This is a genomic window from Tepidanaerobacter syntrophicus, from assembly GCF_001485475.2.
GTDB classification, from domain to species: Bacteria; Bacillota; Thermosediminibacteria; order Thermosediminibacterales; family Tepidanaerobacteraceae; genus Tepidanaerobacter; species Tepidanaerobacter syntrophicus.
This window is the reverse complement of sequence record NZ_DF977003.1, coordinates 165,178-191,892: the sequence shown is the minus strand read 5'-3', so window position 1 is coordinate 191,892 and position 26,715 is coordinate 165,178. Positions and strand designations below refer to the sequence as shown.

The 26,715-nt window shown below is 37.5% G+C and carries 22 protein-coding genes; 1 reads left to right on the top strand and 21 read right to left on the bottom strand.

Going from position 1 to position 26,715, the window contains the following annotated elements:
- The 6 genes from TSYNT_RS09765 to lpdA form a co-directional block, all read right to left on the bottom strand.
- The gene (locus TSYNT_RS09765) at positions 1-1,002 is read right to left on the bottom strand and encodes an ATP-NAD kinase family protein (RefSeq protein ID WP_059033573.1); all 1,002 of its coding nucleotides are present in this window, start codon (positions 1,000-1,002) and stop codon (positions 1-3) included.
- A 50-nt stretch (positions 1,003-1,052) separates the two neighbouring features.
- Positions 1,053-2,018: an alpha-ketoacid dehydrogenase subunit beta gene (locus TSYNT_RS09760; protein WP_059033571.1), complete on the bottom strand. Its 966-nt coding sequence runs from the start codon at positions 2,016-2,018 to the stop codon at positions 1,053-1,055.
- Positions 2,015-3,001 carry a pyruvate dehydrogenase (acetyl-transferring) E1 component subunit alpha gene (gene pdhA, locus TSYNT_RS09755; RefSeq protein WP_059033568.1) on the bottom strand — a complete coding sequence of 329 codons (987 nt, stop codon included), beginning with the start codon at positions 2,999-3,001 and terminating at the stop codon, positions 2,015-2,017. The genes TSYNT_RS09760 and pdhA overlap by 4 nt, the downstream gene beginning before the upstream one ends.
- A gap of 21 nt (positions 3,002-3,022) precedes the next feature.
- Entirely contained in the window at positions 3,023-3,391 is a 369-nt protein-coding gene (locus TSYNT_RS09750) for a Lin0512 family protein (protein WP_059033566.1), read from the bottom strand.
- A 190-nt stretch (positions 3,392-3,581) separates the two neighbouring features.
- Complete coding sequence (locus TSYNT_RS09745; protein ID WP_059033564.1) at positions 3,582-5,531, bottom strand: sigma-54-dependent Fis family transcriptional regulator; 1,950 nt, start codon at positions 5,529-5,531, stop codon at positions 3,582-3,584.
- 132 nt (positions 5,532-5,663) lie between these two features.
- Positions 5,664-7,016, bottom strand: coding sequence for a dihydrolipoyl dehydrogenase (gene lpdA / locus TSYNT_RS09740; protein WP_059033562.1), 1,353 nt, complete (start codon positions 7,014-7,016; stop codon positions 5,664-5,666).
- A 328-nt stretch (positions 7,017-7,344) separates the two neighbouring features.
- On the opposite strand from lpdA, the gene TSYNT_RS09735 reads away from it, so the two are divergent.
- Complete coding sequence (locus tag TSYNT_RS09735; protein ID WP_059033560.1) at positions 7,345-9,393, top strand: methyl-accepting chemotaxis protein; 2,049 nt, start codon at positions 7,345-7,347, stop codon at positions 9,391-9,393.
- Positions 9,394-9,645: 252 nt separating this feature from the next.
- On the opposite strand, the gene TSYNT_RS09730 is transcribed toward TSYNT_RS09735, so the two are convergent.
- The 15 genes from TSYNT_RS09730 to TSYNT_RS09660 all read right to left on the bottom strand — a co-directional run bounded on the left by TSYNT_RS09730 (position 9,646) and on the right by TSYNT_RS09660 (position 26,707).
- Complete coding sequence (locus TSYNT_RS09730) at positions 9,646-10,206, bottom strand: flavin reductase family protein (protein ID WP_059033558.1); 561 nt, start codon at positions 10,204-10,206, stop codon at positions 9,646-9,648.
- Positions 10,207-10,685: 479 nt separating this feature from the next.
- Entirely contained in the window at positions 10,686-11,261 is a 576-nt protein-coding gene (locus TSYNT_RS09725; RefSeq protein WP_059033556.1) for a chromate transporter, read from the bottom strand.
- Complete coding sequence (locus tag TSYNT_RS09720) at positions 11,258-11,851, bottom strand: chromate transporter (protein ID WP_059033554.1); 594 nt, start codon at positions 11,849-11,851, stop codon at positions 11,258-11,260. Before TSYNT_RS09720 ends, TSYNT_RS09725 begins: the two co-directional genes overlap by 4 nt.
- 13 nt (positions 11,852-11,864) lie before the next feature.
- On the bottom strand, positions 11,865-13,067 hold the full coding sequence (locus TSYNT_RS09715) for an ROK family transcriptional regulator (protein ID WP_059033552.1): 1,203 nt from the start codon (positions 13,065-13,067) through the stop codon (positions 11,865-11,867).
- A 231-nt stretch (positions 13,068-13,298) separates the two neighbouring features.
- Complete coding sequence (gene mgtA / locus TSYNT_RS09710) at positions 13,299-15,827, bottom strand: magnesium-translocating P-type ATPase (protein WP_059034298.1); 2,529 nt, start codon at positions 15,825-15,827, stop codon at positions 13,299-13,301.
- Between the two features lie 339 nt (positions 15,828-16,166).
- Positions 16,167-17,630, bottom strand: a complete 1,464-nt coding sequence (locus TSYNT_RS09705) for an FGGY-family carbohydrate kinase (protein WP_059033550.1) — start codon at positions 17,628-17,630, stop codon at positions 16,167-16,169.
- An 18-nt stretch (positions 17,631-17,648) separates the two neighbouring features.
- Positions 17,649-18,839, bottom strand: coding sequence for a trans-sulfuration enzyme family protein (locus TSYNT_RS09700; protein WP_059033548.1), 1,191 nt, complete (start codon positions 18,837-18,839; stop codon positions 17,649-17,651).
- 37 nt (positions 18,840-18,876) lie between these two features.
- On the bottom strand, positions 18,877-19,947 hold the full coding sequence (locus tag TSYNT_RS09695; protein WP_059033547.1) for an alcohol dehydrogenase catalytic domain-containing protein: 1,071 nt from the start codon (positions 19,945-19,947) through the stop codon (positions 18,877-18,879).
- A 17-nt stretch (positions 19,948-19,964) separates the two neighbouring features.
- On the bottom strand, positions 19,965-20,939 hold the full coding sequence (locus tag TSYNT_RS09690) for a sugar phosphate isomerase/epimerase family protein (protein WP_059033545.1): 975 nt from the start codon (positions 20,937-20,939) through the stop codon (positions 19,965-19,967).
- Between the two features lie 45 nt (positions 20,940-20,984).
- A complete protein-coding gene (locus tag TSYNT_RS09685; RefSeq protein ID WP_059033543.1) occupies positions 20,985-21,686 on the bottom strand; it encodes an ABC transporter ATP-binding protein in 702 nt (233 codons plus the stop codon).
- Positions 21,680-22,453: an ABC transporter ATP-binding protein gene (locus tag TSYNT_RS09680; protein WP_059033541.1), complete on the bottom strand. Its 774-nt coding sequence runs from the start codon at positions 22,451-22,453 to the stop codon at positions 21,680-21,682. The genes TSYNT_RS09685 and TSYNT_RS09680 overlap by 7 nt, the downstream gene beginning before the upstream one ends.
- Positions 22,446-23,339: a branched-chain amino acid ABC transporter permease gene (locus TSYNT_RS09675; protein WP_059033539.1), complete on the bottom strand. Its 894-nt coding sequence runs from the start codon at positions 23,337-23,339 to the stop codon at positions 22,446-22,448. The genes TSYNT_RS09680 and TSYNT_RS09675 overlap by 8 nt, the downstream gene beginning before the upstream one ends.
- Before the next feature lie 13 nt (positions 23,340-23,352).
- Entirely contained in the window at positions 23,353-24,222 is an 870-nt protein-coding gene (locus tag TSYNT_RS09670) for a branched-chain amino acid ABC transporter permease (protein ID WP_059033537.1), read from the bottom strand.
- Positions 24,223-24,394: 172 nt separating this feature from the next.
- Positions 24,395-25,597 carry an ABC transporter substrate-binding protein gene (locus TSYNT_RS09665; RefSeq protein WP_059033535.1) on the bottom strand — a complete coding sequence of 401 codons (1,203 nt, stop codon included), beginning with the start codon at positions 25,595-25,597 and terminating at the stop codon, positions 24,395-24,397.
- Between the two features lie 72 nt (positions 25,598-25,669).
- A complete protein-coding gene (locus TSYNT_RS09660; RefSeq protein WP_059033532.1) occupies positions 25,670-26,707 on the bottom strand; it encodes a 2-hydroxyacid dehydrogenase in 1,038 nt (345 codons plus the stop codon).
- Positions 26,708-26,715: the final 8 nt, after the last annotated feature.

Sequence of the window (26,715 nt, the reverse complement as noted above, 5' to 3'; positions counted from 1 at the left end):
TCACTCCTTTACGAAAAATCCCGACTCCTGCGCTATTTCTAATGCTTTTTTTGCATCTACTCTCAAAGGTCCGTTTCTTGTAAGTTTAATATTCAATTTTTGGCCTTTCTTGACAAATATTTCTCTTTCGCCATCTAATGCTAAAGTACCTGCAAATTCCATCACATAGGAATATTCTTTGCTTAAGTACATTTTTTCGTAATCCAAAACACTTACATCTCTTATTACACCTGCAGAAATCGGTGCGCTTACCACTTTCCCTCCATTATCGCCAATCCTTGCATGGAGCCCAAACTCATCTTCGCGCAAAACTTTCATAAAACATCCTGCTATCGAAGAGAGTCCTATTGAGCATGGGTGCGCTCGCGTTACGAAAATATCTGATATTGTCGATATATCCCAAATGGCACGGGATCCTACAAAATTCTCTCTAGAAACTGCAGCATCAATAAGAGCTATATCTAACATTTCACCGTTTTTATAAACTTCTATTCTTTTATCTTTCTCGCAAAAGCTTGTTAAATCATACTTTTTAGAAGCAGTAACGGCTGCAGCCATTCCTCCTAATGTCCCTTCGATCATTTCCGGATACACATTATTTGTACCTGTCGATATCGGAAGTAGTGGAGTATCGCCTATAGCCTTCGCAATTGCTCTATTGGTTCCATCTCCTCCTAGTGAAACGATGCATCCGACTCCTATTTTTTCCATCTCTATAGTTGCTTTTATTGTATCTTCAATGCTGTAAGTTATTTCTTGTTCTATTACCTCAGCATTGCATTTAAGTTGTTTTAACGAAACCAATGCATCTATTGCTTTCAGGCCTATGTGAAACGTATCCGGCATAATGTAAACACTGTCTACTCCAAAATGCTGGGCAGCTAAAATTATTCTCTCAACAATATTGACCTTTTCATTGTTATCTATTACTGTTGCATGAGATACAAGTCTTCTTATATCTTTTCCTGATGCAGGATTTGCGATTATTCCTATGCTTGTCATAGATGTCCTCCTTTCTTGCAGAGGGGCAGAGGGTCTCCCCTCTGCAAGCTTCACACTATAGCTTGGACTGCTTTGATAATATCTGTTTCATTTGGCACAACAAAATTTTCAAGAGTTTTAGAAAAAGGTATAGGGGTATTCAGTGCTCCTATTCTCATAATTGGGGCATCTAAATAATCAAATACATCTTCCGCAATCATAGATGCAAGCTCAGCCGTCCAGGCACCTCTTTTTACTTCTTCGCTTACTATAACTACTTTATGTGTCTTTTTTACAGAATCGTAAATCATATCCTTATCTATTGGAAACAGGCTTCTTGGATCCACTATTTCGGCCTCGACACCATTTGATGCCAGTTGATTTGCAGCATTTAGCGCTTTGTGAACCATCATACCAGTTGCAATAATGGTCACATCTTTACCTTCTCTTTTAATATCAGCTACGCCAATGGGAATAGGCTCGTTTTCGTCGGGAACTTCTCCTTCCATGGCATACAAAAGCTTATGTTCTAACACTATCACTGGATTGTCATCCCTAATTGCTGCTATCGTAAGACCTAAAGCATCCTTCGGAGTTGATGGGTAGACCACCTTAAGGCCCGGCACATGAGTAAACCATGCTTCAAGGCTTTGGGAATGCTGAGCTGCCGCTTGTATGCCTGCACCCACCATGGTTCTAAAGGTTATAGGAAGTGTTATTCTGCCGCCAAACATATAGCGCATTTTGGCAGCTTGATTTACGATTTGATCCATTGCAACTGTGGCAAAATCTATGAACATAATCTCGGCTACAGGCCTGCTGCCGGCAGCTGCAGCTCCAACTGCTCCGCCTGCAATAGCTTCTTCGGAAATAGGTGTATTCCTTACCCTTTCTTTGCCAAACTCATCTATTAAACCAGCCGTCACTCCGAAAACTCCGTGAACTACGTCTTCACCCATTAAAAATACTTTAGGGTCTCTTTTTAGTTCATTTCTTAACGCCTCGTTTATAGCTTGGGCAAAATTCATCTTTCTCACCTTACCCGCACCTCCTCCACAATATCTGTGTAAACATCTTCAACCGCTGCTTTTTCTTCGGGTTCTTTACTTTCTTTTGCAAATTTTACTGCGTCTTCGATTTCTTGATCTATATTATTTTGTATTTTTTTAATTTCTTCCTCGCTTGCTATATTATTTTCCAGGAGATACTTTTCAAATCTTGGTATTGGATCTTTTTTAGCCCATTCTTCTACTTCTTCTTTGCTTCTGTAAAGCTGCGGATCGCCTTCAAAATGTCCTCTAAGTCTATAGGTCTTGCATTCTATGAGGGTCGGTCCTGCTCCGTCCTTTGCTCTTTTTATTGCTTCATTTGTTGCTTCATAAACAGCCAATACATCATTACCATCTACGGTAATTCCCGGAAAACCATACGCTATCGCTCTATCTGCTACATCAGTTATGGCTTGATGGTCTTTCTGACTTGTAAACTCACCATACAGATTATTCTCGCATATATAGACTACCGGTAGTTTCCACACAGATGCCATGTTCATTGATTCATGAAATGTCCCTTGGTTAGATGCACCATCGCCAAAGAAGCATACAGCCACTTGATCGCTTCCTCTAAGCTTTATAGAAAGAGCCGCTCCTGTAGCAATAGGCAATCCTGCACCAACTATACCATTTGCACCTAATATGCCCTTTGTGGCATCAGCTATGTGCATTGAACCGCCTTTTCCTTTGCAGTACCCGGTTTCTTTGCCATAAAGTTCAGCCATCATATACTTAGGCTCTCCGCCTTTTGCTATAACATGTCCATGGCCTCTGTGGGTACTGGTAATGTAATCATCATCCGAAAGGTTTTCGCACACGCCAACGGCTGTTGCTTCTTCTCCTGCATATAAGTGCACAAATCCGCCTAGTTCGCCTGCGGCAAATAATTCAGCTGCTTTTAGCTCGAATTTTCTTATTCTAAGCATTCTGGTATACATATCAAGCAAAATTTCTTTTGAAAAGTCCATAAAATCAAGCCTCCCCAAAATTTATTTTTGTAAATTCTTATCTTCTATGCCAACTGTCACACATGCCACAGCAACTTCTACAGTATCATCCTTGTCTTCAAAACCCGGTATAAAAATCCCTGATACTCTCATGCCTCCTTTTACTGCCGTAACTTTCTTTTTACCGATAGGCAAAACAGATTTTATCACCTCCTCCCGAATTTCTTCCGGCTTTGATACCGCAACTGTTACATCTACAATCACATCATCTAATTCAACATCTAATATCTCCACAAGTCCTGATAAACAGCTATGAGAAATTGCATCTTTTACAGCTTTCTTAGCCGCATTAGTCACGTCTTGACCATGTAAATCTATGCCATAACCAAATTCTATAATGAAACGTTTAATAAATACCGCCTCCCTCCATTACATAAATCAAGCAAGTATCGTGCCAAAAAAACAAAGCCCCGATTATCGGGGCTTTCGCCATTTGTAAAAACAGTAATCTCATTTTGATACAAAATAATTTGTCTCAACTTGAGATTACTTTAAAATAAGTATTAGTATTTTCTCAAAATGATACTAATTTCTCTTAAATTTAATTTTTGTAACTATTTACGTCAATATTATATTTCTTTATTTTACGATATATTGTAGCTCTACTTAGATTCAACATTTCAGCTGTCTTTAAAATATCTCCTCCCGAAGCGGCCAAGGTATTTTTGATGCTTCTTTCTTCAATAATTTTCAGCGGTATTATGTTATCTTTTAATTTTGAGTCTTCATTTTTCAGGCCTATTGATATATTTTCCGGTAAGTATTCTTCTGTAATTAATCTTCCATCGGTCAGATAATATGCTCGTTCTATAACATTTTGCAGTTCTCGAACATTCCCCGGCCAATGATATCTTTCAAGTTTGGTTATAAAATCCTTGTCAAATTCCTTATGGTTTTCCGGATTTGCCTTATTTAATCTGCTTAAAAACACATTAGCCAATACCCTTACATCTTCCATCCTGTTTCTAAGCGGCGGTATAGTAATATTTATCACATTTAGTCTATAATAAAGATCATCTCTGAAATTTTTATTATCGACTTCTTTTCTTAAATTTTTATTTGTAGCCGCCAGCACTCTCACGTTGACCTGACGCTCGTGGGTGCTGCCTACCCTTGAGATTTTATGATTATCAAGCACCCTTAAGAGTTTAGGCTGTATCTCAATCGGAAGTTCCCCAATTTCATCTAAAAATATTGTTCCACCGTCTGCAAGTTCAAACTTTCCGGGATGGCCTTCTTTATTCGCACCGGTAAATGCCCCTTTTTCATATCCGAATAATTCACTTTCTACCAGGTCCTTGGGCAGGGAAGCACAATTTACAGCTACAAACGGACCTTTTGCCCTTTTGCTGTTGTTGTGGATTGCCTGAGCAAAAAGCTCTTTGCCTGTACCACTCTCGCCGGTTATTAGAACATTGCAATCGGTTATAGAAGCTTTGCGGGCAGATTCTATGACTTTTTTCATGTTTGGATTTACTGCTACTATATCTTCGAATACATAGTTTGCTCTATACCCTGCAATCTTGTTTACAAATCTATGCACATATTTTTCTTCTTTAAATGTTATTACAAGCCCTGATATTCCCGAAGTATCAAGAATCGGCGCAAAATTAGCAGTTGTTCTAACAGACTTGCTTCCTGTGCAAAATGTGCATTCGGCATCGAAAATAGGCTTCAAGGAAGTTATAATCTCATCAACTGATTCATGATTCTGTATTAGAGAAACTATCGGAATATGGAATATTTGCTCTTGCTCGATACCCAATATTTTTAAAGCTGCTTTATTTGCCAGAATTAAATTTAGCTTGCTATCTGTAATAAGTATCCCTTCGTTTATAGAATTGAAGGCTGTATCAATTATTTGATTAGATCTTATTAATGCAAGCTGTTTTTCTATCGAATAAGCTCCCGCAAGGACGATACCAAGAGTATGCGGATGGGCTGCTTCCTTTAATCCTGTCATGTTCAGGCAACCTATGAGTTGACCGTTTTCGTCATGAATAGGGGCGGCAGAGCAGGTTCCCGTTTGATGTGTTATGCAGTAATGTTCAGCTCCTACAAGCTGTATGGGCTTATCAAGGCGCAGAGCCATACCGATAGCGTTAGTTCCTACTGCGTTTTCTGTCCATAGGGCTCCTTCAACAAAATTCATTTTTCTAGCTTCGCCCATTATTCCTTCGTCACCTATTCTATCAATAAGATAGCCGTCTTTATCAGTCAAAACGATTACAAAGCCTGAACCCCTTACCTGATTGTAAATTTGTTCCATTATAGGATGAGCAATTTTAATTAAATTCTCATTTTCTTTCAGACGTTTTTTAAGTGCTGTTTTATCTAAAACTGCACCGGCACCGCCTAACGGATCAACCCCTGCTGACTTACATATTTTCCATGAATCTGCCACATCTTTTTTTATAACATCAGATTCTAATATTCCATGCTCGGTAAAGTCAGTCCATGCCTTTTTAATGAGCTCTGAAGTATCTTTCATATAATATCCCTCCCTTCTATAATTAAATTATAGCAAAATATTTGTAAATTACAAAATTAAGCGAAAAAATTCACATATAAAATAGGGACGTTAACGTCCCTATTTTAAGTAAATATTTGGCTGTATTTAATTTTAACCTTTGTTTATTGGCATGCCCAAGATGTCTTCAGCCGCTTCTTTAATTCCTTCAGAAAGTGTAGGATGTGCATGAATTGTATCCGCCAGCTCCTCTGCAGTAAATTCTTCTTTTACTGCCAGGACCCCTTCGTGAATCATCTCTGTTGCATCTTTTCCTATAATCTGCATACCCACTATCTGATTATATTTTCCTTCAGCAATTATTTTAATTAAGCCTTCGCTTTCGCCCATTGTCATGGCTCTGCCCAAAGCAGAATATGGAAATGTTCCTATCTTTATTTCACCATACTTCTCTTTTGCTTGCTTTTCATTTAAACCAACCCAGGCTATTTCAGGTTCCGTATAAACGCAACTTGGAACTGCATTTAAATCGGCTTCCTTTGCTTCTCCGGCAATATTGTGAGCAGCTATTATTCCTTCATATGATGCCACGTGAGCAAGCTGTATACCTCCTGTTACATCACCTATAGCATAAATATTATCTATGCTGGTTTTCATATGTAAATCTACTTTGATGCCCTTTCTATCCATTTCAAGGCCCAGGTTTTCAATGCCGTTTACATTTGCAACCCTACCAACTGCCATCAAAACTGCGTCGCAGTCAACTTTAACTGATATTCCGTTTTCCGAATAAACCACAGCAGGACCAGCTTCTATTCTTTCAACTTTGCTGTTTAAATGCAGATCTATTTTCTTATTTCTTAAAGCCTTCTGCATTATATCGGCAATATCCCTATCAATCATCGGCAAAAGCTCAGGCAGCATTTCTATTACGGTTACTTTGCTACCCAGAGTACTATAAATGTTGGCAAATTCAAGGCCGATTATGCCTGCGCCTACAATAACGATTCTTTCCGGAACGTTTTCAAGTTCTAGTGCCTTATCGCTTATCATCATTCCAGGATCATCGGTACCCGGTATTGGTGGTACAAATGTTTTAGACCCTGTCGCTATTATGAAATTTTCGGCAGTATATTTTTTATCTACCTGGATTGTATTTTTGTCCAAGAATGTAGCTTTGCCATTGATTACATCGATATTATGGGATTTCATAAGATAGCCAACACCTGCTACAAGTCTTTTTACTACGCGCTCCTTTTTCTTTCGCATCTTATCAATATCTACATTGTATTCTGCTGCTATGCCAAAATCATTTGCAGACTTTATAGAATTTATAAGTTCTGCAGCATGGGCATATACCTTTGTAGGTATACATCCACGATTGAGGCAAGTGCCTCCAAGGGAATTTTCTTCCACTATTGCAACTTTTTTGCCTAAATCAGCAAGCCTTATTGCGGCAGTATAACCTCCCGGTCCGCCGCCGACAACAATTACATCATAATCCATAATAGAACCTCCTCTTTGTAAATTAATTATTAAAGCAGGATAAAAAAATACTATTTCTTAAATAAGTTATTACTATTTTAACACAAAAAATTGTATAGGTGTATTCATAAGTTTATATTTTAGGACAAATTATCTGATGTTTCATAACAGACGTAATTTACCGGCTTAGTATATAAAAATTATTATTAGGCTAAAAAATATTAAAAAATCGCTCAAATGAAAATAAGCAGGATTTGGAAAATTTTATTATATTATGGTATAATTTCCACAAGATGAATTCTCTGGCATAATAATATATTATGATTAAATTTAAAAGGGGGTATACTGTGTGAAATTTAAAAGTATTCGAACAAGAACTCTGGTTTATATTTTGCCTTTAACCATCGGCATTATGGTAGCCCTATCAGCATTTAGTTTTTTCTTTTTTAGAAATACTATCGACGAAGAAGTAAATAAAGGGTTGAATTATCAAATACAGGAAGTTACAGAAACAATCGACAAGCTGCTGATTCAACATGGTAAAATACCAGAAATGCTGGCTCGCTTTAGCGAAGCAGCAGGAACTAGGCTTACAAAAGAGGAATACATAGAAGTATTAAAGAAAGCGGTTATTACAAATACAGATACTTTTGGGGCAGGAATTTGGTTTGAGCCTTATCGATATGATGAGAACGTCAAGTATTTTGGACCATATGTATATAAAGAAGGAAGTGATATAAAAGCCACTCTTGAATATGAAGAAGAATCATACAATTATCCAAGCTGGCCGTGGTACCAAATGGCAGTAAATACAAAAAACAGTATTGAATGGTCCGAACCTTTCTATGATGAAACTACAAATGTAACTATGATAACTGTTAGTGCTCCATTTTATGACGAAAATGGCAAATTGTTTGGCCTTGCTACGGCTGATATTGATTTAACCCACTTTCAAGAGATGATATCCGAGATCAAAGTAGGTAAAGAAGGATATGCTTTTTTACTTAGCAAAGACGGTGATTACCTTGCATCTCCCAACAAAGATGTGATTATGAAAGAAAAAATAACGGAAAGCAAAAATGAGTCTTTGTCAAAATTAGGTTCGCAAATTTTAAGCGGCACATCGGGTATAGGATACTACACGGAAAACGGGGAAAAGATGAGGGTCGGTTACAATATTATTCCGAGTACCGGATGGTTTGTCTGCACTGTTATTCCTGAAAGCGAGCTTTTTGCGCCTGTTGAAAGACTGCTTTCGACCTTGCTTCTTGTTATGCTCCTTTCTATTTTGGCGGTTGTATTTTCTGTATTTCGTTACAGTAACTACATTAGCAAGAATATATTAAAGGTAAATGAGTTTTCCAAAAATATTGCCCTTGGAGATTTATCCGCAAAACTCTCTTTAAAGAGTGAGGACGAACTGGGGCAAATGACAGAAAACCTAACTTCAATGGTCAAATCTGTAAGAAAGGTAATTATAAATATTCTCCACAATATAGAGCAGCTGCTTGAAACAGGAAAATTGCTCAGTACAAGCACAGAGGAAACCATGAAGGCAAGTGAACAGGTTGCAGTTACTATGCAAAACCTTGCTGCTGATAAACAAAAAGAACAGGAAATTATTGATACAACGTCTACGGGAGCGGAAGAAATAGCAAAAGGCGTAGAGCAAATAGCTCAGACTATTCAAAGCGTAACGCAGGCTGCAGTCAGCAGTGCGCAGCAGGCAGGCAAAGGAAATGAAGTAGTAAATTTGGCGGTAAGTCAAATGCAGCAAATCGACAACAATACAAAGACAATCGAGGAAAGAATAACTCAGCTTGAGAAAAAATCCGATCAAATCGGAGAAATAGTTTCGCTGATCACTTCAATTGCTGATCAAACCAATTTACTCGCATTAAACGCAGCTATCGAAGCAGCTCACGCCGGTGATCAGGGCAAAGGCTTTGCCGTTGTAGCTGAAGAAGTAAGAAAACTTGCGGAAGAATCAAGGCAGGCCGCTAAAGGTATTGAAGAAATTATTGATGCAATCAAGACAGATGTAAAAACAGCAAGTTCAGCGGCAAAAGAAGGTACCCGGTCGGCAAAAGAAGGTAGTGTGCTTGTAGGCAATGCAGGAGAAGCTTTCCATAAGATCTTGCAAGATGTCACGTCTGTATCGAACCAACTTCAAGATGTGGTTGCTGTAGTGGAAGAAATATCTGCTGAAACGCAAACTATGGCAAGTTCTATGCAGCAGGTGACTTCAATTTCACAAAACTTCCTTAACAATATAGAAAGCGCAGCGGCTGCAAGCGAAGAACAAACCGCGCTCAACCGAGAAGTATCAGAGGTTGCTGTAAAGCTTTCTAATATGGCAGAAGAATTAAGAAGCTCAATAAGCAGATTTAAACTATAATTTAAACTACAATTAACAAACATTAAGCCGGATCCAAAGAGTTTAGCCTCCCAGATCCGGCTTAAAATGCCTTAAATATTGTTTATTTGTGGGATTATAAGAATATGGATTGGCTAAGACAAGCCTTCCGCATCTTATGGTCATTTGATTTTCTTTATGTAAGATGTAACTTAGACGGTAATCAAACTTACTGGTCTTTTAGCAAAAGTTATGCCTTTGCTTTTAGTCAACAAGCATATACTCGCTGCAAACCTAAAACTTAAGAGCGTTACCATCTTTAAAAGCATTGCCAACTTTTTCACCTAACACTAAATAATCATTGTGAATCGGATCAAAGGAAATGGGCTTTAGTTTAGCTGGGTCAATCAAACCGTCTTCGCCAAGTATGCTTTCATCAGCACTGATATTGACAATCTCCCCGATAATATTTCCGTCTTCATTTACTTTTAGAAGGCGGCACTCTAATGTCATTGGAAGCTCACGTATGATTGGCGCGTCCACAAAGCTGCTCTTTTCAGTGGTAAAGCCGGCTTTTTTCAATTTATCCGGGGTATCATTTCCGGAAACAAGCCCTACATAATCGCAGGCTGCAATATGCGCAACGTCGCCAAAACTGATGGTAAAGGCTTTCTTGGTTTTAATATTCTTTGTGGTTTTATGGTCTTCACTAAGAGAAAGTATAACACGATTCGTGTCATAAATACCTCCCCATGCCGCATTCATGGCATTCGCATTGCCATTTTCATCATAAGTTGCAATAATCAAAACAGGTAGAGGGTAAAACCAAGTCTTTGGTCCAAAATTTTTTCTCATAGTCTTTTACTCCTTTCACTTCTTCTACAACTTATTATACCTTATATCTGATAAAGATTCATGCCACTCATCATTTGAATTTTAGAAGGTATGTAATTTTTTACCCTTTGAAGCACCATAGGCATACTCTGCAAGTTTCTCGAGAAAACGGAATCCTATTTTGCCATTTCTATACGAAGTTTTGTCGTGGTTCTTGAACCTATACATAATACATTATTTTGATATAAGAGGCATCTTGCCCAAGTATTCTATAATCAGACTCTAAGTTTCTAATAAAATATACTTACTTAAACAAAATCCTCCAAATCAAAGGCATGTTATTAAATAAAGCCAGACCTGTTAAGATAATTCTTATAGTTCTAGCTTTAAGTGCCTTAAATTGATAAGCGTGCCAAAACTCATTATGCGAAAAGTGCAATCGCCGAAATAGATAAGCAGATTGCCCGGCAGATGAGATATGCTTGTTAGTAAGGCTAAAACTAAAAAGCAAAGACAACCCCTAAAATCCCGGCAATTACTATCATCAAAATCGGATTTATCTTAAATTTAATAAGACATATCAGCGAGGCAGCGAATATAAGCACACTTTTGAAATTAATTATATACAGGAAATTTTTTAATATATAACTTAAATTAAATACGAGATCTTCTTTGAAAAATGCAGTTTGAGCGACAATCACTGCAGCGGAAAAGATAAGCCCAACAATAACCGGTCTTATGCCGTAAAAGAGCATCTTATTTAAAGGGTGGTCTTGGAATCTAAAAAAATACCTTGAAACTATTAAAACCAGCACTACAGATGGCAGCGCTACGCCAAAAGTTGCAACAATTCCGCCTAATATACCTGCTGCCTTATATCCCACAAAAGTTGCAGAGTTTACAGCAACAGGACCCGGAGTCATTTCAGATATCGCTATAATATCGACAAATTGGGAAGCAGAAAGCCACCCATGGCTTTCAATTTCCTTTTGTATAAGGGGTATCATTGCATAGCCACCGCCGAAACTAAATAATCCGATTTTAACAAATGATAAAAATAGCTGTAAATAAATCAATCTTTATGTCCTCCGCTATCTAGAATCTTTGCTGCTTTTAAAGGAAGCAAATAGTATATAAAAAGCCCTACTGCAGCCCCTGCAAGAATTACAAATATAGCCTGCACATCAAAAACAGCAACTAAAACAACCGCTGCTATCGCAAGAAAAAGCCCAACCTTATCTATAATTGATGCTTTAGAGATATTTACTGCGGCAACAGATATAAGCCCGACAATAGCCGGCCTGATTCCGGAAAATATAGCACTTACTACAGGGTTGTCCTGAACCCTTGAAAAAAACATAGCTATTACAGTTATGATTAATAGTGAAGGCAATATAACACCTGCAGTAGCTACCAGCGCTCCTTTTTTACCGGCTATCTTGTATCCTATAAAAGTTGATGAATTTATTGCAACAGCACCCGGCAATGACTGTGCTACAGCAAATACATCAACGACTTCTTCCTCTGTAACCCATTTCTTGTTTTCAACTACTTCCCGCTCTATAAGCGGTATCATTGCATAACCGCCGCCAAAGGTGAAGCTCCCTATTTTAAAAAATGTCGCAAACAGTTCTAAAAACAATTTAAATTGACTCTTATTTTTCATCTTCGTCCCTCACTTATACATCTTGACTTGCCAAGATTTCTTCAACTAATAATGCTGCTGCCCCTACCGCTATGGCTTTATCCTTAAAATATCCTCCCCTGCTGAAAATAACCCTGCTGTTTTTCATATATCTTCGCTTTGATGCCGCCTCCACTCCTGTTTTATAAAATAGTGGAGAATGTTCAATAAGCGGTCCGCTGAGCACCACCAATTCGGGATTGATTAAATTAATATAGTTGGCAAGGCCTATGCCAAAACGGGTGGCAGCATTCACTATTGTTTCTTTAGCAAGCTTATCGCCTTGCTCTGCAGCATTGCAGATATACAAATAATCAATTTTATCCAAAGGCTCGTTTATAGATGACGAGTTTCTTTGTTCCAGCAGTTTTTTAAATTTCTTAGTAATAGAAGGTATTGAGCACATTGTTTCAATGCAACCACGATTTCCGCAGTGGCATAATTCCCCATTAATATCAATAACCATATGCCCAAAAGCATCCTCATACTCATTAATAGCCCTTACAATACCTCCTGAAGAAATGGCACCTGTCCTAATGCCAACGCCGCATTGAAAATATGACATGTTATCTATGCCCTTGCCTGTCCCGAATAAATGCTCAGCCAAAACTGCAGTATTTGCGCCATTATCAATGACGATCGGAAGACTCAATTTTTCCTTGAACATATCCCTGATAGGCACATTAATCCATGAATTTGATGGAAAATTCGCCGGGTTAAGGATAATTCCTTTCTCACGGTCAAGAGGCCCTACAGTGCCTATTCCCGCTCCCAGCACAAAGGATTTTGCTATACCTAATCTATGCAACGAATCTTCCAAGTACAAAGATATTTGATTTACAGTATCTTCCGGATCATGCGGCGATGCAAAACGATGCAAATCGATAATACCCATCTTCAGGTTTGTTATGACAGTCTCAGTATAAGTTCGTGAAATATCAATACCGATTACATAAAAACCTTCGGGATTTACATCATATAGTGTGGGAGGTCTGCCGCCGGTAGATTTACCCATGTCTGCTTCAATTATAAATCCTTCATCTAAAAGCGGCTGCATGAACCGTTTTAAAGTAGTTAACTTCATGCCGGTAGCATCCATAATCTGGTTCCTAGTAACAGGCCCCTTTTTCTGAATAAGGCCCAGCAGCAATTTACTTTGGTATTTCATATTTATTAGCTTATCATAGGCATTTACCATAAAAGATGCCTCCAAAACAAGGTTTTCACAGTAATAGCTTTGTTTATATCATAATATCTTTTTGCCATCTTGGCAATAAGTTTTTAAAAATATTTTTTGTTTATACGCTTTGTTGTAAGATAATAGTTATAAAATTACTAATCTGTGGATTTGTGTCAAGAATTTAGACACAAATCCACAGCATCAATACGTTTCAAATTTATCACCTTTATATTATCTTTCAAAAACTCTTTAGTATTTAATTCTTTTATAGAATTGGAATTTAATAATCTCGGCGCTTATTATGTAAATGAATATTATAGCGGCTATGAGCAAAAGTGTATGAATCTTTAAAGGCTCGAAACCTAATATTCCTCCAAGCGGAGAATATGGAATAGCGACAGTTGCAGTTGCGACAGCAAAAGTTGCTATCAAGAGATACTTCCCGGGTTTACTCTTATAAAATGGTCTCCTGCTGCGCACAACTAAAACAATCAAAGCAGCGGAAATAACTGATTCTACAAACCAGCCAGTCCTAAATTGAACATCATCTGCATGAATTAATAAAAGCAATGAACCGAATGTTAAGTAATCAAACACGGAGCTGAGAAGTCCAAATGTCAGCATGAATTTGCGTATAAAACCTATATCCCATCTTCGAGGTTTTTCTACCATTTCCGCATCTACAGAATCCGTAGCTATTGTCATTTCAGGAAAATCTGTAAGCAAATTTGTAAGCAATACTTGTTTTGGAAGCAGTGGTAAAAATGGAAGAAACAAAGATGCTCCAGCCATGCTGAACATATTCCCAAAGTTTGCGCTTGTGGCCATAAACACATATTTTAGTGTATTGGCAAAAGTGTTTCTCCCGGCCATTATGCCGTCTGCCAACACGTTTAGATTTTTTTCAAGCAGAACTATATCAGCCACTTCTTTTGCCACATCTACCGCGCTGTCTACGGAAAGGCTCACATCAGCAGTATGCAAAGCCGACACATCATTTATTCCATCACCCATATATCCTACAACATGGCCTGCGTTTTTTAACGACTCTATTATGCGTTCTTTTTCATTTGGCTCAACCTCTGCAAATATAGAAACGGAAGATGACCGCTGAGTAAGTGCTCCATTAGTCATTTTATGTATTTCCGGCCCCGTAAGTATTTCTGCATTATTAAAACCTAATTGTTTTACTATATTTGCCGCAATATATCTATTGTCACCTGTTACAATTTTTAGAGAAACTCCTAGATTCTTAAGGTTGGTAATTGTTTCTATTATACCGGGCTTTAGAGGATCAGTGAACGTTAAAAACCCGAGAAATATCATATCTTCTTCTTTTTCGTCTTCAATCGTAGACTTAGCATCTATTTTTTTATATGCTATCCCAAGCACCCTGTAGCCGCTGTTGCTGTAATTTTCATAAAGCTGCTGAATATTTGGCAATATAGTTGAAATATCTACAATTTCACCTGTTTCAAGTTCAGCTTTTGTACATATTTCAAGAATGTTGCTTATGGCACCTTTAGTTACCATAAGGCTTTCGTCGCTACCTTGTTTGCTCACCATTATGCTTAGTCTTTTTCGAATGAAATCATAGGGGTGCTCGTCTATTTTTTCATAATCTTTAACATCAAACTCCTTATAATTTCTTATCGCCTGGTCGATAGGATTTACAAATCCAGATTCAAAGAAAGCGTTTATATAAGCATACATTAGAACTTTTTCGCTTGGTTTGCCATTTGCATCAGCTCCGGCTTGAAGCTGTATTTCTCCTTGAGTCAAGGTTCCTGTTTTGTCTGAACACAATACATCCATACTGCCAAAATTTTCTATAGAAGCAAGTCTTTTAACTACGACTTTAGCTTCTGCCATCTTTTTTGCTCCATAAGAAAGGTTTACGCTGATTATAGCAGGAAGCAGTTGGGGTGTAAGTCCTACAGCCAAGGCCAGCGAAAAAAGGAATGAGTCAAGAGCAGGGCGCTCAAGTAAAACGTTTACTGCAAATATAAATATCACCAGCAGTAATGTAAGCTCTATGAGAAAATATCCGAATTGATTTATTCCTCTTTCAAATTCAGTTTCCTTTGGTTTTATTTTAAGTCTTTCAGATATGCTTCCGAATTGCGTAGACTTGCCGGTAGTGACGACTAAAGCTTTACCGATTCCACTTATAACATGGGTGCCCATCCATAAGCAGTTTTTTCTTTGGGCAAGCGGTGTATCAGGTGAAACTATACCGGGTGATTTTTCAGCCGGAAAGCTTTCCCCTGTTAAAATCGCTTCATTTACCGTCAGGGAATTAGAATCTAATATTATGCTGTCGCCCGGTATTAAACTGCCGGCTTTCAATAAGATAATATCACCTGGCACAATTTCCTCAACTTTTACCTGAATCGGCGTATTATCTCTAAGAACTGTTACTTTAACTTCAACTAAGGCTAATAATTTAGATATTGCATTATTTGCACTATATTCCTGCCAAAAACTCAGCAAACCGCTTATTATTATAATTGTTAAAATAATCAAGGCATCTAATGTATCGTGTAACAAGAAAGAAAGCAATGTCGCAGAGAAAAGTATAATGATTATCGGACTTTTAAATTGAGAAATTAAAAGCGAGAATGTGCTTTTGCTTTTTGAAGCAGCGATAGAATTTATCCCATAGATTTGCAGTCTTTTTTTCGCTTCTTCAGTAGATAAGCCATTTTCAGTAGTATCCAGTGATTTTATGATTTCTTCCGGTGGCACAAACCAAAAACTCTCTTTAAGATCTGCCATACTTTTATACCTTATCCCTATACCCTTCAATAAAATTATTGCAGCTTTTTCTTTAGCTGCTTTGCTGTCATTTTTAATTTTATCCGTATTTAGAGTTTTTTGCAAGATAAGGAGTTATTCTGGTTATGGTAAATATCCGTGAAGTTTGAGGATTACTGAATTGTTTGTTGTATCTTAAGTGAAAGAAGCAAAAACCATGTACACAAATTTGTAAAGTATAGAAGAGTACATAATAAAAATCAGTACCTGCATTGAATCTGCCGGTACTGATTTGATAATTTTATTACTTATAATTTTATAGTTGCTTCTACTGCTGAGTAGAGCGCTTCATATTAAAAACTAATCTTTTCCCCAGTAATTTATCATTAGGTTTTTGTATGTCGAATATCGTTCATAAATTTTCATATATATTTGATGGTTGTATTGATTTGGGTAAAAATATGTTAAGTATTGCTCATTGAATTTAGGAATTTGACCTGCTATCTTCTGTAATAAATAGGAGATGCCCAAGATACCAAGCTCTTTTACATTATTTCGGACTAATGGTTCATCTAAGCAGTCGCATATTATCTGGCAAAGAAAGTCACTCTGTGCCCCTCCGCCTGCTATGTAGAGCCTATTCTTGTACTTTGGCAGATTTGTATGGCAATCATATAATGCTAAAGCAATACCTTCATAAGCAGACCTTATCATATCATATTTTTTATGATATGCTCTAAGTCCTAAAAATGCCCCACTGGCATTTGCCAATCTAAAAGGAGCTCTTTCACCGAAAAGGTATGGTAAAAATATTATCTCATTGCTTCCTATTGGAACTTTTTTTAGTTCTTCCTCTAATTGGGCATAAGTCATCCCTTCAGCTAATATGTTTCTGGCCCAGTCTAATGATGCTATTCCACTTAAGGCAGACATTTGTTTGATGTACATATTTGGTTCTACATGGCATAGGACGCTGCCAATACTGCCTAAATTCCTTTTTGCCTCATTTTCATTTATAACTACGAAATTTGCAAGAGTAGTGCCAAGGATACTACCTTTTTCTCCCGTTTTCATTAAACAATTACCCTCAGCCGCAGCTAAAATATCTAGAGAACCTGCTATTACTGGTGTTCCTGCAGGTATTTTAAGATACTTAGATATGCTTTCAGAAACTTCCCCTACAACTTCAGTCGACTGGTAAACAGGCGGCAAGCAATTTCTTAACTCGTCTATATCAAGCCAATTTAATATTTCATAGCAATATGTCTTATTAAAAATATCAAAGGCGGCTGTTGATGCATCGGTTACATCTGTAGCTATATTACCTGTAAGTTTGTAATTTATCCAGTCTTTGCAATGTATTACCCATTTGACTTTTTTGTAGTTATTTGGTTCATGTCTTTTTAGCCAGTTAAGGATTATAGGAAAAGCTCCAGAAAAAAGTGGTGTTGTATTCAAATCAATACATTTTTGATTTATAAGATTTAGCTCATCTTTTTGTATAGTCCCCGGACGCGTATCATTCCAAAGAATAGCAGATCTTACAGGATTACAATTTGTATCTAAGAGCCAAGCGCCGTCGCCTTGAGCACAAACCCCAACAGCACAAATTTCACTCCAAAGGTCGGTGTTTCTGGTATATAAGATTTCAAGAACTTCGCAGAGTAAGTCCCAATACTCATTCATACTTACTTCTGAAATGCCTGGACTTGGCATCAGGACTTTCACATCTTTGCTTGCAGAGTCAATTAATTCTGATTCTGTAGTTGTTAATGCAGCTTTTATCTTTGTTGTTCCGGCATCAATACACAAGAAACTTTTCATCGTGTAAACCAATCCTTCTTAAATTTTTTCAAAGGCTTGCTCAAAATCACAAATTATATCATCGATATTTTCAATACCTACAGAAACTCTTATTAATCCATCCTTTACACCCATTTTTTCACGTTCCTCTTTTGGAACTTTGCCATGAGTCATTATTGCAGGAATTTCTACAAGTGTATCTAAATCGCCTAAGCTCACTGCAGGTTTTCCTATTTTTAAACTAAATATGACTTTCTTTGCTTCTTCTATTCCTCCATTTATTACAAAACTTACCATTCCTCCAAAACCGTTGAAATATTTCAGCGCACGATTATAATATTCATTGCTTTCAAGGCCAGGGTATATTACTTTTTCTATTTTTGGATGTTTACTCATTGCATTGGCAAATGCTAAAGCATTTTGACAATGTCTCTCCATTCTCAGGTGAAGGGTCTTTAAACCTCTTGTCATTAAATAGCAATTAAGCGGTGCAGGTACCGGCCCTATATCCATATATTCTGTCTTCCTCAGGCTTTCGCAAAAATCTTTACTTCCAACTACTACTCCACCTACCAAGTCACCATGGCCATTAATATATTTTGTGCAGCTATGGACAACTGTATCAATTCCCCAATCAAGAGGCTTGAATAGATATGGTGAAGTAAAGGTGTTGTCAACAACAGTTTTTATATTATTTTTCTTTGCCCAATCAACTATTTCATCAAATTCAGGAATTTCCAATGTAGGGTTTGCTATGGTTTCAAAGTAAATTACTTTTGTATTATCATTTTTAGCATCCTCTAAACTTTCTACAGTCAAATCTTTAACAAATGTCACATCAATGCCGTATTCTGGCAATACATGTGTAAAAAGGCCGAAGGTTCCCCCATAAATCGTCTGGGCAGATATTATATGATCACCTTTTTTGCAGTGTCCCATAATTGCCATTGTTATGGCAGACATGCCTGAAGCAGTAACCAATGATGCCTCACCATGCTCAAGTGCGGCGATTTTTTCTTGAAGGGAAACTTGGGAGGGATTCCTTGATCTGCTGTAAGTATAAATTATCTCATCCTCTTGCGGCGCGCCTGCAAGCCATCTTTCCATTTTATCAGGTGTGAAAACAAATGTGCTTGTCATATATACCGGTTCAACAAGTGCTCCTGTTTTTTCATCAGGATGGCTTCCGGCATGAACAGCTAAAGTTTCAAACTTGAAATCTTCTTTCATTTTATCTTTCTCTCCTTCACATTTTAGAAATAAAAGTTTATGCTAACTGATCTCCTGCAATGCACACCAGAACTTTTATATTGTCATTTGGATGCCTGTTCATTTCTTCAAACCCGCCTTCAACTATATCATCCAGGTCGACTACTCCTGTTATCATTTTTTCTATATAGGGATATTTGCCTTTGCTCATATTGTCAAGACAAATTCCTATTTCATTGATGTGGGCTTGTGAAGTATATAAAATTCTTTCTCCCTCTTGAAAGTCATTCATCGGAAAAACCGGTGGCTTCTCAAACACCCCCATTACCATTACAGAAGCTGCCGGTCGTGTTGATTTAATAGCACTGTGCAATGATGATTCTACCCCAACACACTCAAACGCAGCATCTGCCATCCATGAGTCGGTTTCTTGTTTTACCACATCTAACAGATTTTCTTGTGTTATGTCAACATGTTTTAAACCTATTTCATCTGTAAGGCTTTTTTTAAAGGTCCCTACTCCTGATATAATTACGTTTTTTGCACCTGCTTGCTTGCAAGCTATTGCTGCACTAAGTCCAATTATACCATCTCCTGAAACTACAACCGTTGTTCCATCAAAATCAAAGTTCATTATATTGACGGCGTGTAAGCCGCAAGCTAATGGTTCGCACAAAACTGCATCTTTAAGGCTTACATTATCAGGTATCTTGAACAATCGCTTTTGTTCAACGATTACATACTCTGCAAAAGCTCCGTCGGTAGAAACACCAAGAAATCCAAGTTTTGAGCAAATATTCTCTCGCCCCGCCCGGCACATTGGGCATTGGCCACATGATAAAGTGCCATTTGCGGTTACTCTGTCTCCTTTTTTCCAGTTAGTAACGCCTTCTCCCACATCAACTATTACACCAGAAAATTCATGCCCCATAATAAGAGGAGCTGTTCTTCCAGTAAGCCGATGCGGAGTCTTTACAGGTATAAAATTTGGTCCCACATATTCATGTCTATCAGTTCCGCAAATACCAGCCCATGCCACCTTAATTTTTACATATCCAGGTTTTGCTTCCGGTTCTGGCATTTCTTCTACCCTAACATCTTTATGTCCATGCCATACTGCTGCCTTCATTTTTTTCATCTTCTTTCTTATTCTAAATGTTTAAAAGCTTCTATAAGGCGTGTAATAGACATTCCTTTTGGAAAAGTACCGTCAAAAAAATCTACTTTTAGATTTGCGGCCACTTTCTCAACAAATCTTACAAAGTCAATTGTTGCTTGATTTGCTTGCTGTGCTTCATCTCTATATGGATAGATGTCAACGCTTATCCACTCGCTATAACCAAGTTTATCAAGCCAATAGATAAATTCAATAAACTGTGGCCAATGCACTGTGCCAGCCGGCATATCATCGTCGCATATACCATAATTGTCATTTATATGAACATGAAAAAGTCTTTTCTCTCCCATCAGCAAAGCGGCGGATTCTGCTGGATTTTCATTTGCATTTAGGGAGTGGCCAAAATCAAGTGTAACCCCTACATTGCTGCATCCAGTCAGCAAGCATAATGCCAAAGCTTTTCCGGCAGAGTTAATATAACATTTCATATTTGGCTCATTAATCTTATATTCAAGGGCTAACCTGATGTTAGGACGATACTTTGCACATTCCCGTATGCCTTCAACTAAGTAATTCCATCCTTTTCTGTAATCTGCTTCAAAGACATAATCAAATCCATCAAGGCCAAGCCATAAATTAAGAGTATTGCAATTGCAGACTTCAGCTATATCCATAGCTTTTTTCGTTCGCAAAATCGCCAATTCTCTCATACTAGAATCAAATGAAGAAAAAGAACCATGTTTCCATTGAGTTTCGCAAACTAATTCGACGTTTATTACCGAGACCTTAAGACCTGCTTCACTGAGTTTGCACATTCTTTCCTTATAATTTTCCTCGTTTAAATCATTAGGATAATTTAATTCTATGCCACAATTTTCCTTTAGACTTTTTATCTTTTCAATCCGCTGATCGAAATCTAAAAATGGCTTGTAGCCATCTGAAACGTAACGATCGCTGCATTTTCCATATGTCCATATTCCAACAGACAATTTATTTGTTTTCAATGGATTTGCCTCCATTTATGAAATTTGTATTTTTGTATTAATTTATTATGTTCCAAGATAGGCTTCAAGAAGTGCGCTGTCTTTCAACAGTTCTTCGGGCGTCCCTTCCTTTACTATTTTTCCAACGTTCATAATATATGCTCTATTACTAATTGCAAGAGCTTTATATGCGTTTTGTTCAACCAATAAGATGGATGTTCCTGTGGATTGCAGGCTTTGAATTATTTGAAAAATCTGTGACACGATAATTGGAGCAAGACCTAAAGACGGTTCATCGAGCATTATCAGTTTCGGTCTTATCATCAAAGCTCTGCCGATTGCTAGCATCTGCTGTTCTCCCCCTGAAAGGTATCCACCATATTGATTTTTTCGCTCCTTTAAAATTGGAAATAGAGCATAGACTTTTTCTAAATTTTCTTTTACCTCGTTTTTATCTTTGCAAAGATATGCCCCCGCCATTAGGTTTTCGTATACAGTCAGATTTGTAAAAATTAACCTGCCTTCAGGGACAAGGGTGATACCCAGTTTTACTACATCATAAGGTTTATCCGGCGTCTTTTTGCCTTCGAAAAGTATTGAACCCTCTGATTTTCGCATTGCCGAACAAATGCACTTTAATAGTGTGGTTTTGCCAGCTCCGTTAGCCCCCAAAATAGCAACGATCTCTTTAGGCTTTACTTCAATGGAAACATTGCTTACAGCTTTAATTGCTCCATAAGCAGCTGACAAATTCTCTACCTTTAGCATCCATACTCCTCCCCCAAATACGCCTCGATTACAAGAGGATCCTTCTTAATTTGTGCAGGAGACCCTTCTGCAATAGTCTCTCCAAAATTCAGCACTGTACATTCATCACATAAATCGGTTATAACATCCATGTGATGTTCTATAATCAAAATCGTTAAGCCGAATTCTTCTTTTATCCTATAAATAAAGGAGACAAGTTCCTTTGATTCTTCCTGATTCATTCCGGCAGCCGGCTCATCAAGCAACAATAATTTTGGATTTAAAGCAAGAGCTCTTGCGATTTCCAACTTTCTTTGATGGCCATAAGGAAGACTGCTGGCACGTTTTTGGCTCATATCTTGCAGCCCTACAAACTCTAAAAGTTTCATGGATTTTTCATAAAGTGCCTTTTCTTCTTTTCTAAATTTTATTGTTCTTATAAAAGATTCGAACATATTATAGGTAATATCTTGATTTCCAGCGATAATTACATTTTCTAAAACTGTTAAATATGAAAAAAGTTTAATATTTTGAAATGTCCTTCCTATTCCTTCTCTAGCTATGGCGAAAGTTTTCATCCCTGAAATTTCCTTGTCGCAAAATATAATACTCCCGTTAGTTGGTTTATAAACTCCTGTAATTACGTTAAAAATCGTGGTTTTTCCTGCACCGTTCGGGCCAATCAAACCATGAGTTTTTCCGTCTTCAATAGTAAGGTTGAAATTGTTTATGGCTTTTACGCCGCCAAAATATTTGCTGAGGTTTTTTATTTTAAGTAATTCATTCATGATTTGCATCTGCCCCCTTCTTCGGGACCTTTCTGGCAATATTATTTATATGAGAGATTACCTTGCTAATAGAAAATTCCCTATATCCATATAGACCATCTGGTTTAAAAACAATTACTGTAACTACGGCGATACCATATATTAACATTCTGTATGAGGCAAGACTGCGAAATACTTCTGGTAATAGTGTAACAAGAAGTGTGCCAAGCACTGTTCCCGTTAAGCTTCCTAACCCACCTATAACAGCTGTAATAGTAAGCTCTGACGATTTTGCAAGGTTAAACATCTCTGGGGAAATAAATGTTAGATTGTGACTATAAAGTGCTCCTGCCCATCCGGCATATATGGCGCTTATTACAAAAGATAATTTTTTGCTGCTGAATGTATCAATTCCAACCATTTCAGCGGCAAGTTCCTGTTCTCTAACTGCTATCAAGTTTCTGCCCGTCTTTGAGTGAACTAAATTCCATGCGAATACAAAAGCAAGTATTACGCTTATTACAGTAATAAAAAGTGTCGTATAGTGCGGTATCGAGGCAAATCCACGAGCTCCGCCTGTCGCAGGCTCCATATAGGCGAAAAGAACCCGAACGCACTCTCCAAATCCTAAAGTTGTAATGAGAAAATAATCTCCCTTTAGCTTAAGGGTCAATGTTCCCAGTAAATAAGCAATACATCCTGCAAATAAAGCACTAAAAACTAGTGCAGGTATAAATGGAATTCCATACTTTGCAGTCATTATTGCAGAAACATATGCCCCTATTGACATAAAACCGGCATTTCCAAAAGAAAACAGTCTTGTAAAACCTGTAAGTATCGATATTCCCAAAACCGCAATCAGATTTATTCCTACTAATATAATTATTCCCTGTAAATAGCTGGACATATGCACACCTCTTTTAAGCTTTGTCTTCTACTTGAACGCCCATTAGTCCGGAGGGTTTTACAAGTAATATAACGATAAGTAACACAAACGTAAAAAGATCTCGCAAACCCGAGCTCAGATATGCAGTTACCATAACTTCCATTATTCCTATTATCAATGCACCTACTATGGCTCCTCGGACACTTCCTAGACCACCTAATACGGAAGCAATAAAAGCTTTTAACGCGACATTACCCATCGTCGGATATACAGTGTACTTCATTCCCAACAATATTCCGGCACAGCCAGCATACATCCCCGCAACAAGGAATACTATGGAAAAATATCTGTCAATGTTTATCCCCATTAAACTAGCTGTATAGGGATTAGAAGCTACCGTACGTATACCTAAGCCAAGTTTAGTATGATTTATTGTTATATCTAAAATTACTAAGGATGCTAATGATACAGCAAGAGATATAACATCTAGTAAGCCAAGAGTTGCATTACCCATATTAAAGGAAGTGGCGGATAAGCCTGGAAATATTTTAAACTTTGAGCCAAAAAGGTTCAAAGCAGCATTTTGATAAATTATGGACAATCCCATTGCGGCAATCATCAAGAACATAGTTGGTGAATTATTATCTCTTATTCGTTTATAGGCTACTTTTTCATTAAGGAAACTGAAAAACCCTGCACCTGCCACACCTATAATAACTGCAAACGGCAGCGGCATATTAGCAAGAAGTACAGACTGTATCGCAATATAAGCCCCGATCATGGCAACATCACCGTGTGCCCAATTAGAAAATCCCAATAAGCTATATATTAATGCATATCCCGTTGCCATTAAAGCATAAATACCGCCAACTGAGATACCATTAACCAATTGCTGAATAAACATATTGCAACCACTCCCATGTACTTGAGGAATTTATTTATTTCAATTGAATATCTATTTTGTAAAACGACGAATGTTGTAATTCATGTTTAATTATTGTTAATTCCATGCAAGTAAATAAACTTGCATGGAATTAACATAACTTAATTGGATAGTTTAAGTTTCTAAAATTATTTTAAGGAGTATAAATCTGAACAAATTTTACTTGTCCGCCTTCTATTTTGAAAATAGCTGCATCTCTTACGGGATCATGTGTCTTTGGATCAACTGACATCTTTCCTAATAGCCCTGTAAAATTAGTTGTAGACTCTAATCCTTTCCTAATACTTTCACTGTCTGCAGCGCCTTCTCTTTCGATAGCATCTTTAATCCACATGAGTCCATCATATCCGAACAAGCATTCAGCTTCAGGTGTAATCTTATAGACTGATTGATATCTTTCGGCAAATTTCTTTGCTTCAGGGGTATTGAATCCCGGGCGTGAGCAGAAATAGCCGCCTTCGATTGCATCTCCTGCAAGTTTAGGCAAATCCTGCGAATCCCATCCATCAGCACCTATAAACACGCAGTCAATGCCAAGCTCTCTTGCTTGTTTTACTATGAGCGCCACATCTTTATATATCCACGGAATGAAAAGAGCTTCAGGTTTTGCGGCTTTAATTTTTGAAAGTTGTGCACGGAAGTCATTATCGCCTGACGAAGCATTTTCATGTGCCACTATCTTGCCGCCAAGCTTAGTAAATTCATCTATCAGATATTGAGTAATACCTGTTGAATAAGCATCGGCAATATTTGTTAATATGGCAGCATTTTTGATGTTTAATTCTTTATAGGCATAAGAGGCAATTACTCTGCCTTGGAACGGATCTGTAAATCCAATTCTAAAAGAATAAGGATGAAGCTTGCCTGATTCATCTACTGTAACTAGCGGACTTGAAGCAGCTGTAGCAATTACGGGAACTTTTTTCTCATCAGCTACTGATGCCATAGGTATATTACAACTTGAAAAGTTTGTTCCGACTACAGCAACACATTTGTCTTGATCAATTAATTTGTTTAGTGCATTAACTGAATCTAATGGTTCGCCCTTGCCATCATAAGATATGACCTTAACTTGCCTTCCTAGAATGCCGCATGCATCATTAATGTCTTTCTCGGCAAGAAGCATACCATTTAAACCTGCTTGACCCCATAGTGCCGTCTCACCGGAAAGAGCTCCAATATAGCCGATTTTAATTGGCTCCTTGTCGCCACTTTCGTTTGAAGCTGCTCCATTTTGTTCGGTTTGGGAGCCCTGTTGCGTACTTCCACCGCCGCAACCGGCTACAGTAACTAATAGCACAACAGTCAAAAGCAATACTATTAATTTCTTGAGCATTTTTTCTCCTCCTAAATTATAATTTTTGCTTACTTATTACTTTTTACTTTATTTTTTTGGATGGGAGCTATTTTATACTTTATATTCGTATTCTAGCGGCTCATGATTTAAAAAATGCTTTATATCTGTTAGTAATTGTTCTGTATGATTTTCAATGGCTTCGTAAGTTGCCCCGGCAAGATGAGGGGTAATTACAACATTATTACACTTTGTAATAAATGGATGATCTTTGGGTATAGGCTCTTCGTCAAAAACATCAAGGGCTGCTCCGGCTATTTCATCATTAAGTAGCGCATTAATTAGCGCATTTTCATCTACTATGGCGCCCCTTGAAGTATTTATAAAAAAGGCTGTCCTTTTCATACTTTTAAATACCAATTCGTCAATTATGTGGTATGTTTGAGGAGTATCTTTGCAATGGACTGTTATAATATCGCTTTGTTCAGCAAGTTCTTTAAGGGTTGATGTAAAAATTGTACCATCTTCAGAAATTGATTTATAAGGATCATATGCTAAAATGTTCATCCCGAATGCTTTACATAGCTGGCCTACTCTTTGCCCGATTGTACCATATCCTACTATGCCTAATGTCTTTTTGTAGAGTTGGTTTCCTTTATACAAAACATAAGGGGTATCTATCCCTAATGACCATGTTACATCACGGCGCAATCCTTCAACTGGTTTCGTTTTATTATTTTCCTCAATATCTTTAGTGTGTTTTCCGCTCTTTAATGCCGCATAGGCCATTGGAATTTTTCGAGTAATAGACAGCATCATTGCGACAGTATATTCTGCTGTGCAGATTGAATTTCTTCCCGGGGCATAGCTTACTAAAATATTCTTTTTTGCTGCATATTCTGCATCTATATTTACAGGATTAGAGCGCGTGCATACAATCAGTTTAAGATTTGGAGAGCTGTCTATTACTTTCCTTGTGATTGGATCATAGCTCGTTATAATAATATCAACATTATGTGCTGCAACAAGGTTTGACATTTGCTCTTCCGTCAAGATCACACCGTCTTTGTACCAACCTGCATAAACTATTTCAAGAAGTGCTTCAAGTTCTTTCGCTTCTTGGCTTACTTCAGCGGTTAATAATGCCTTCACAATTCTTC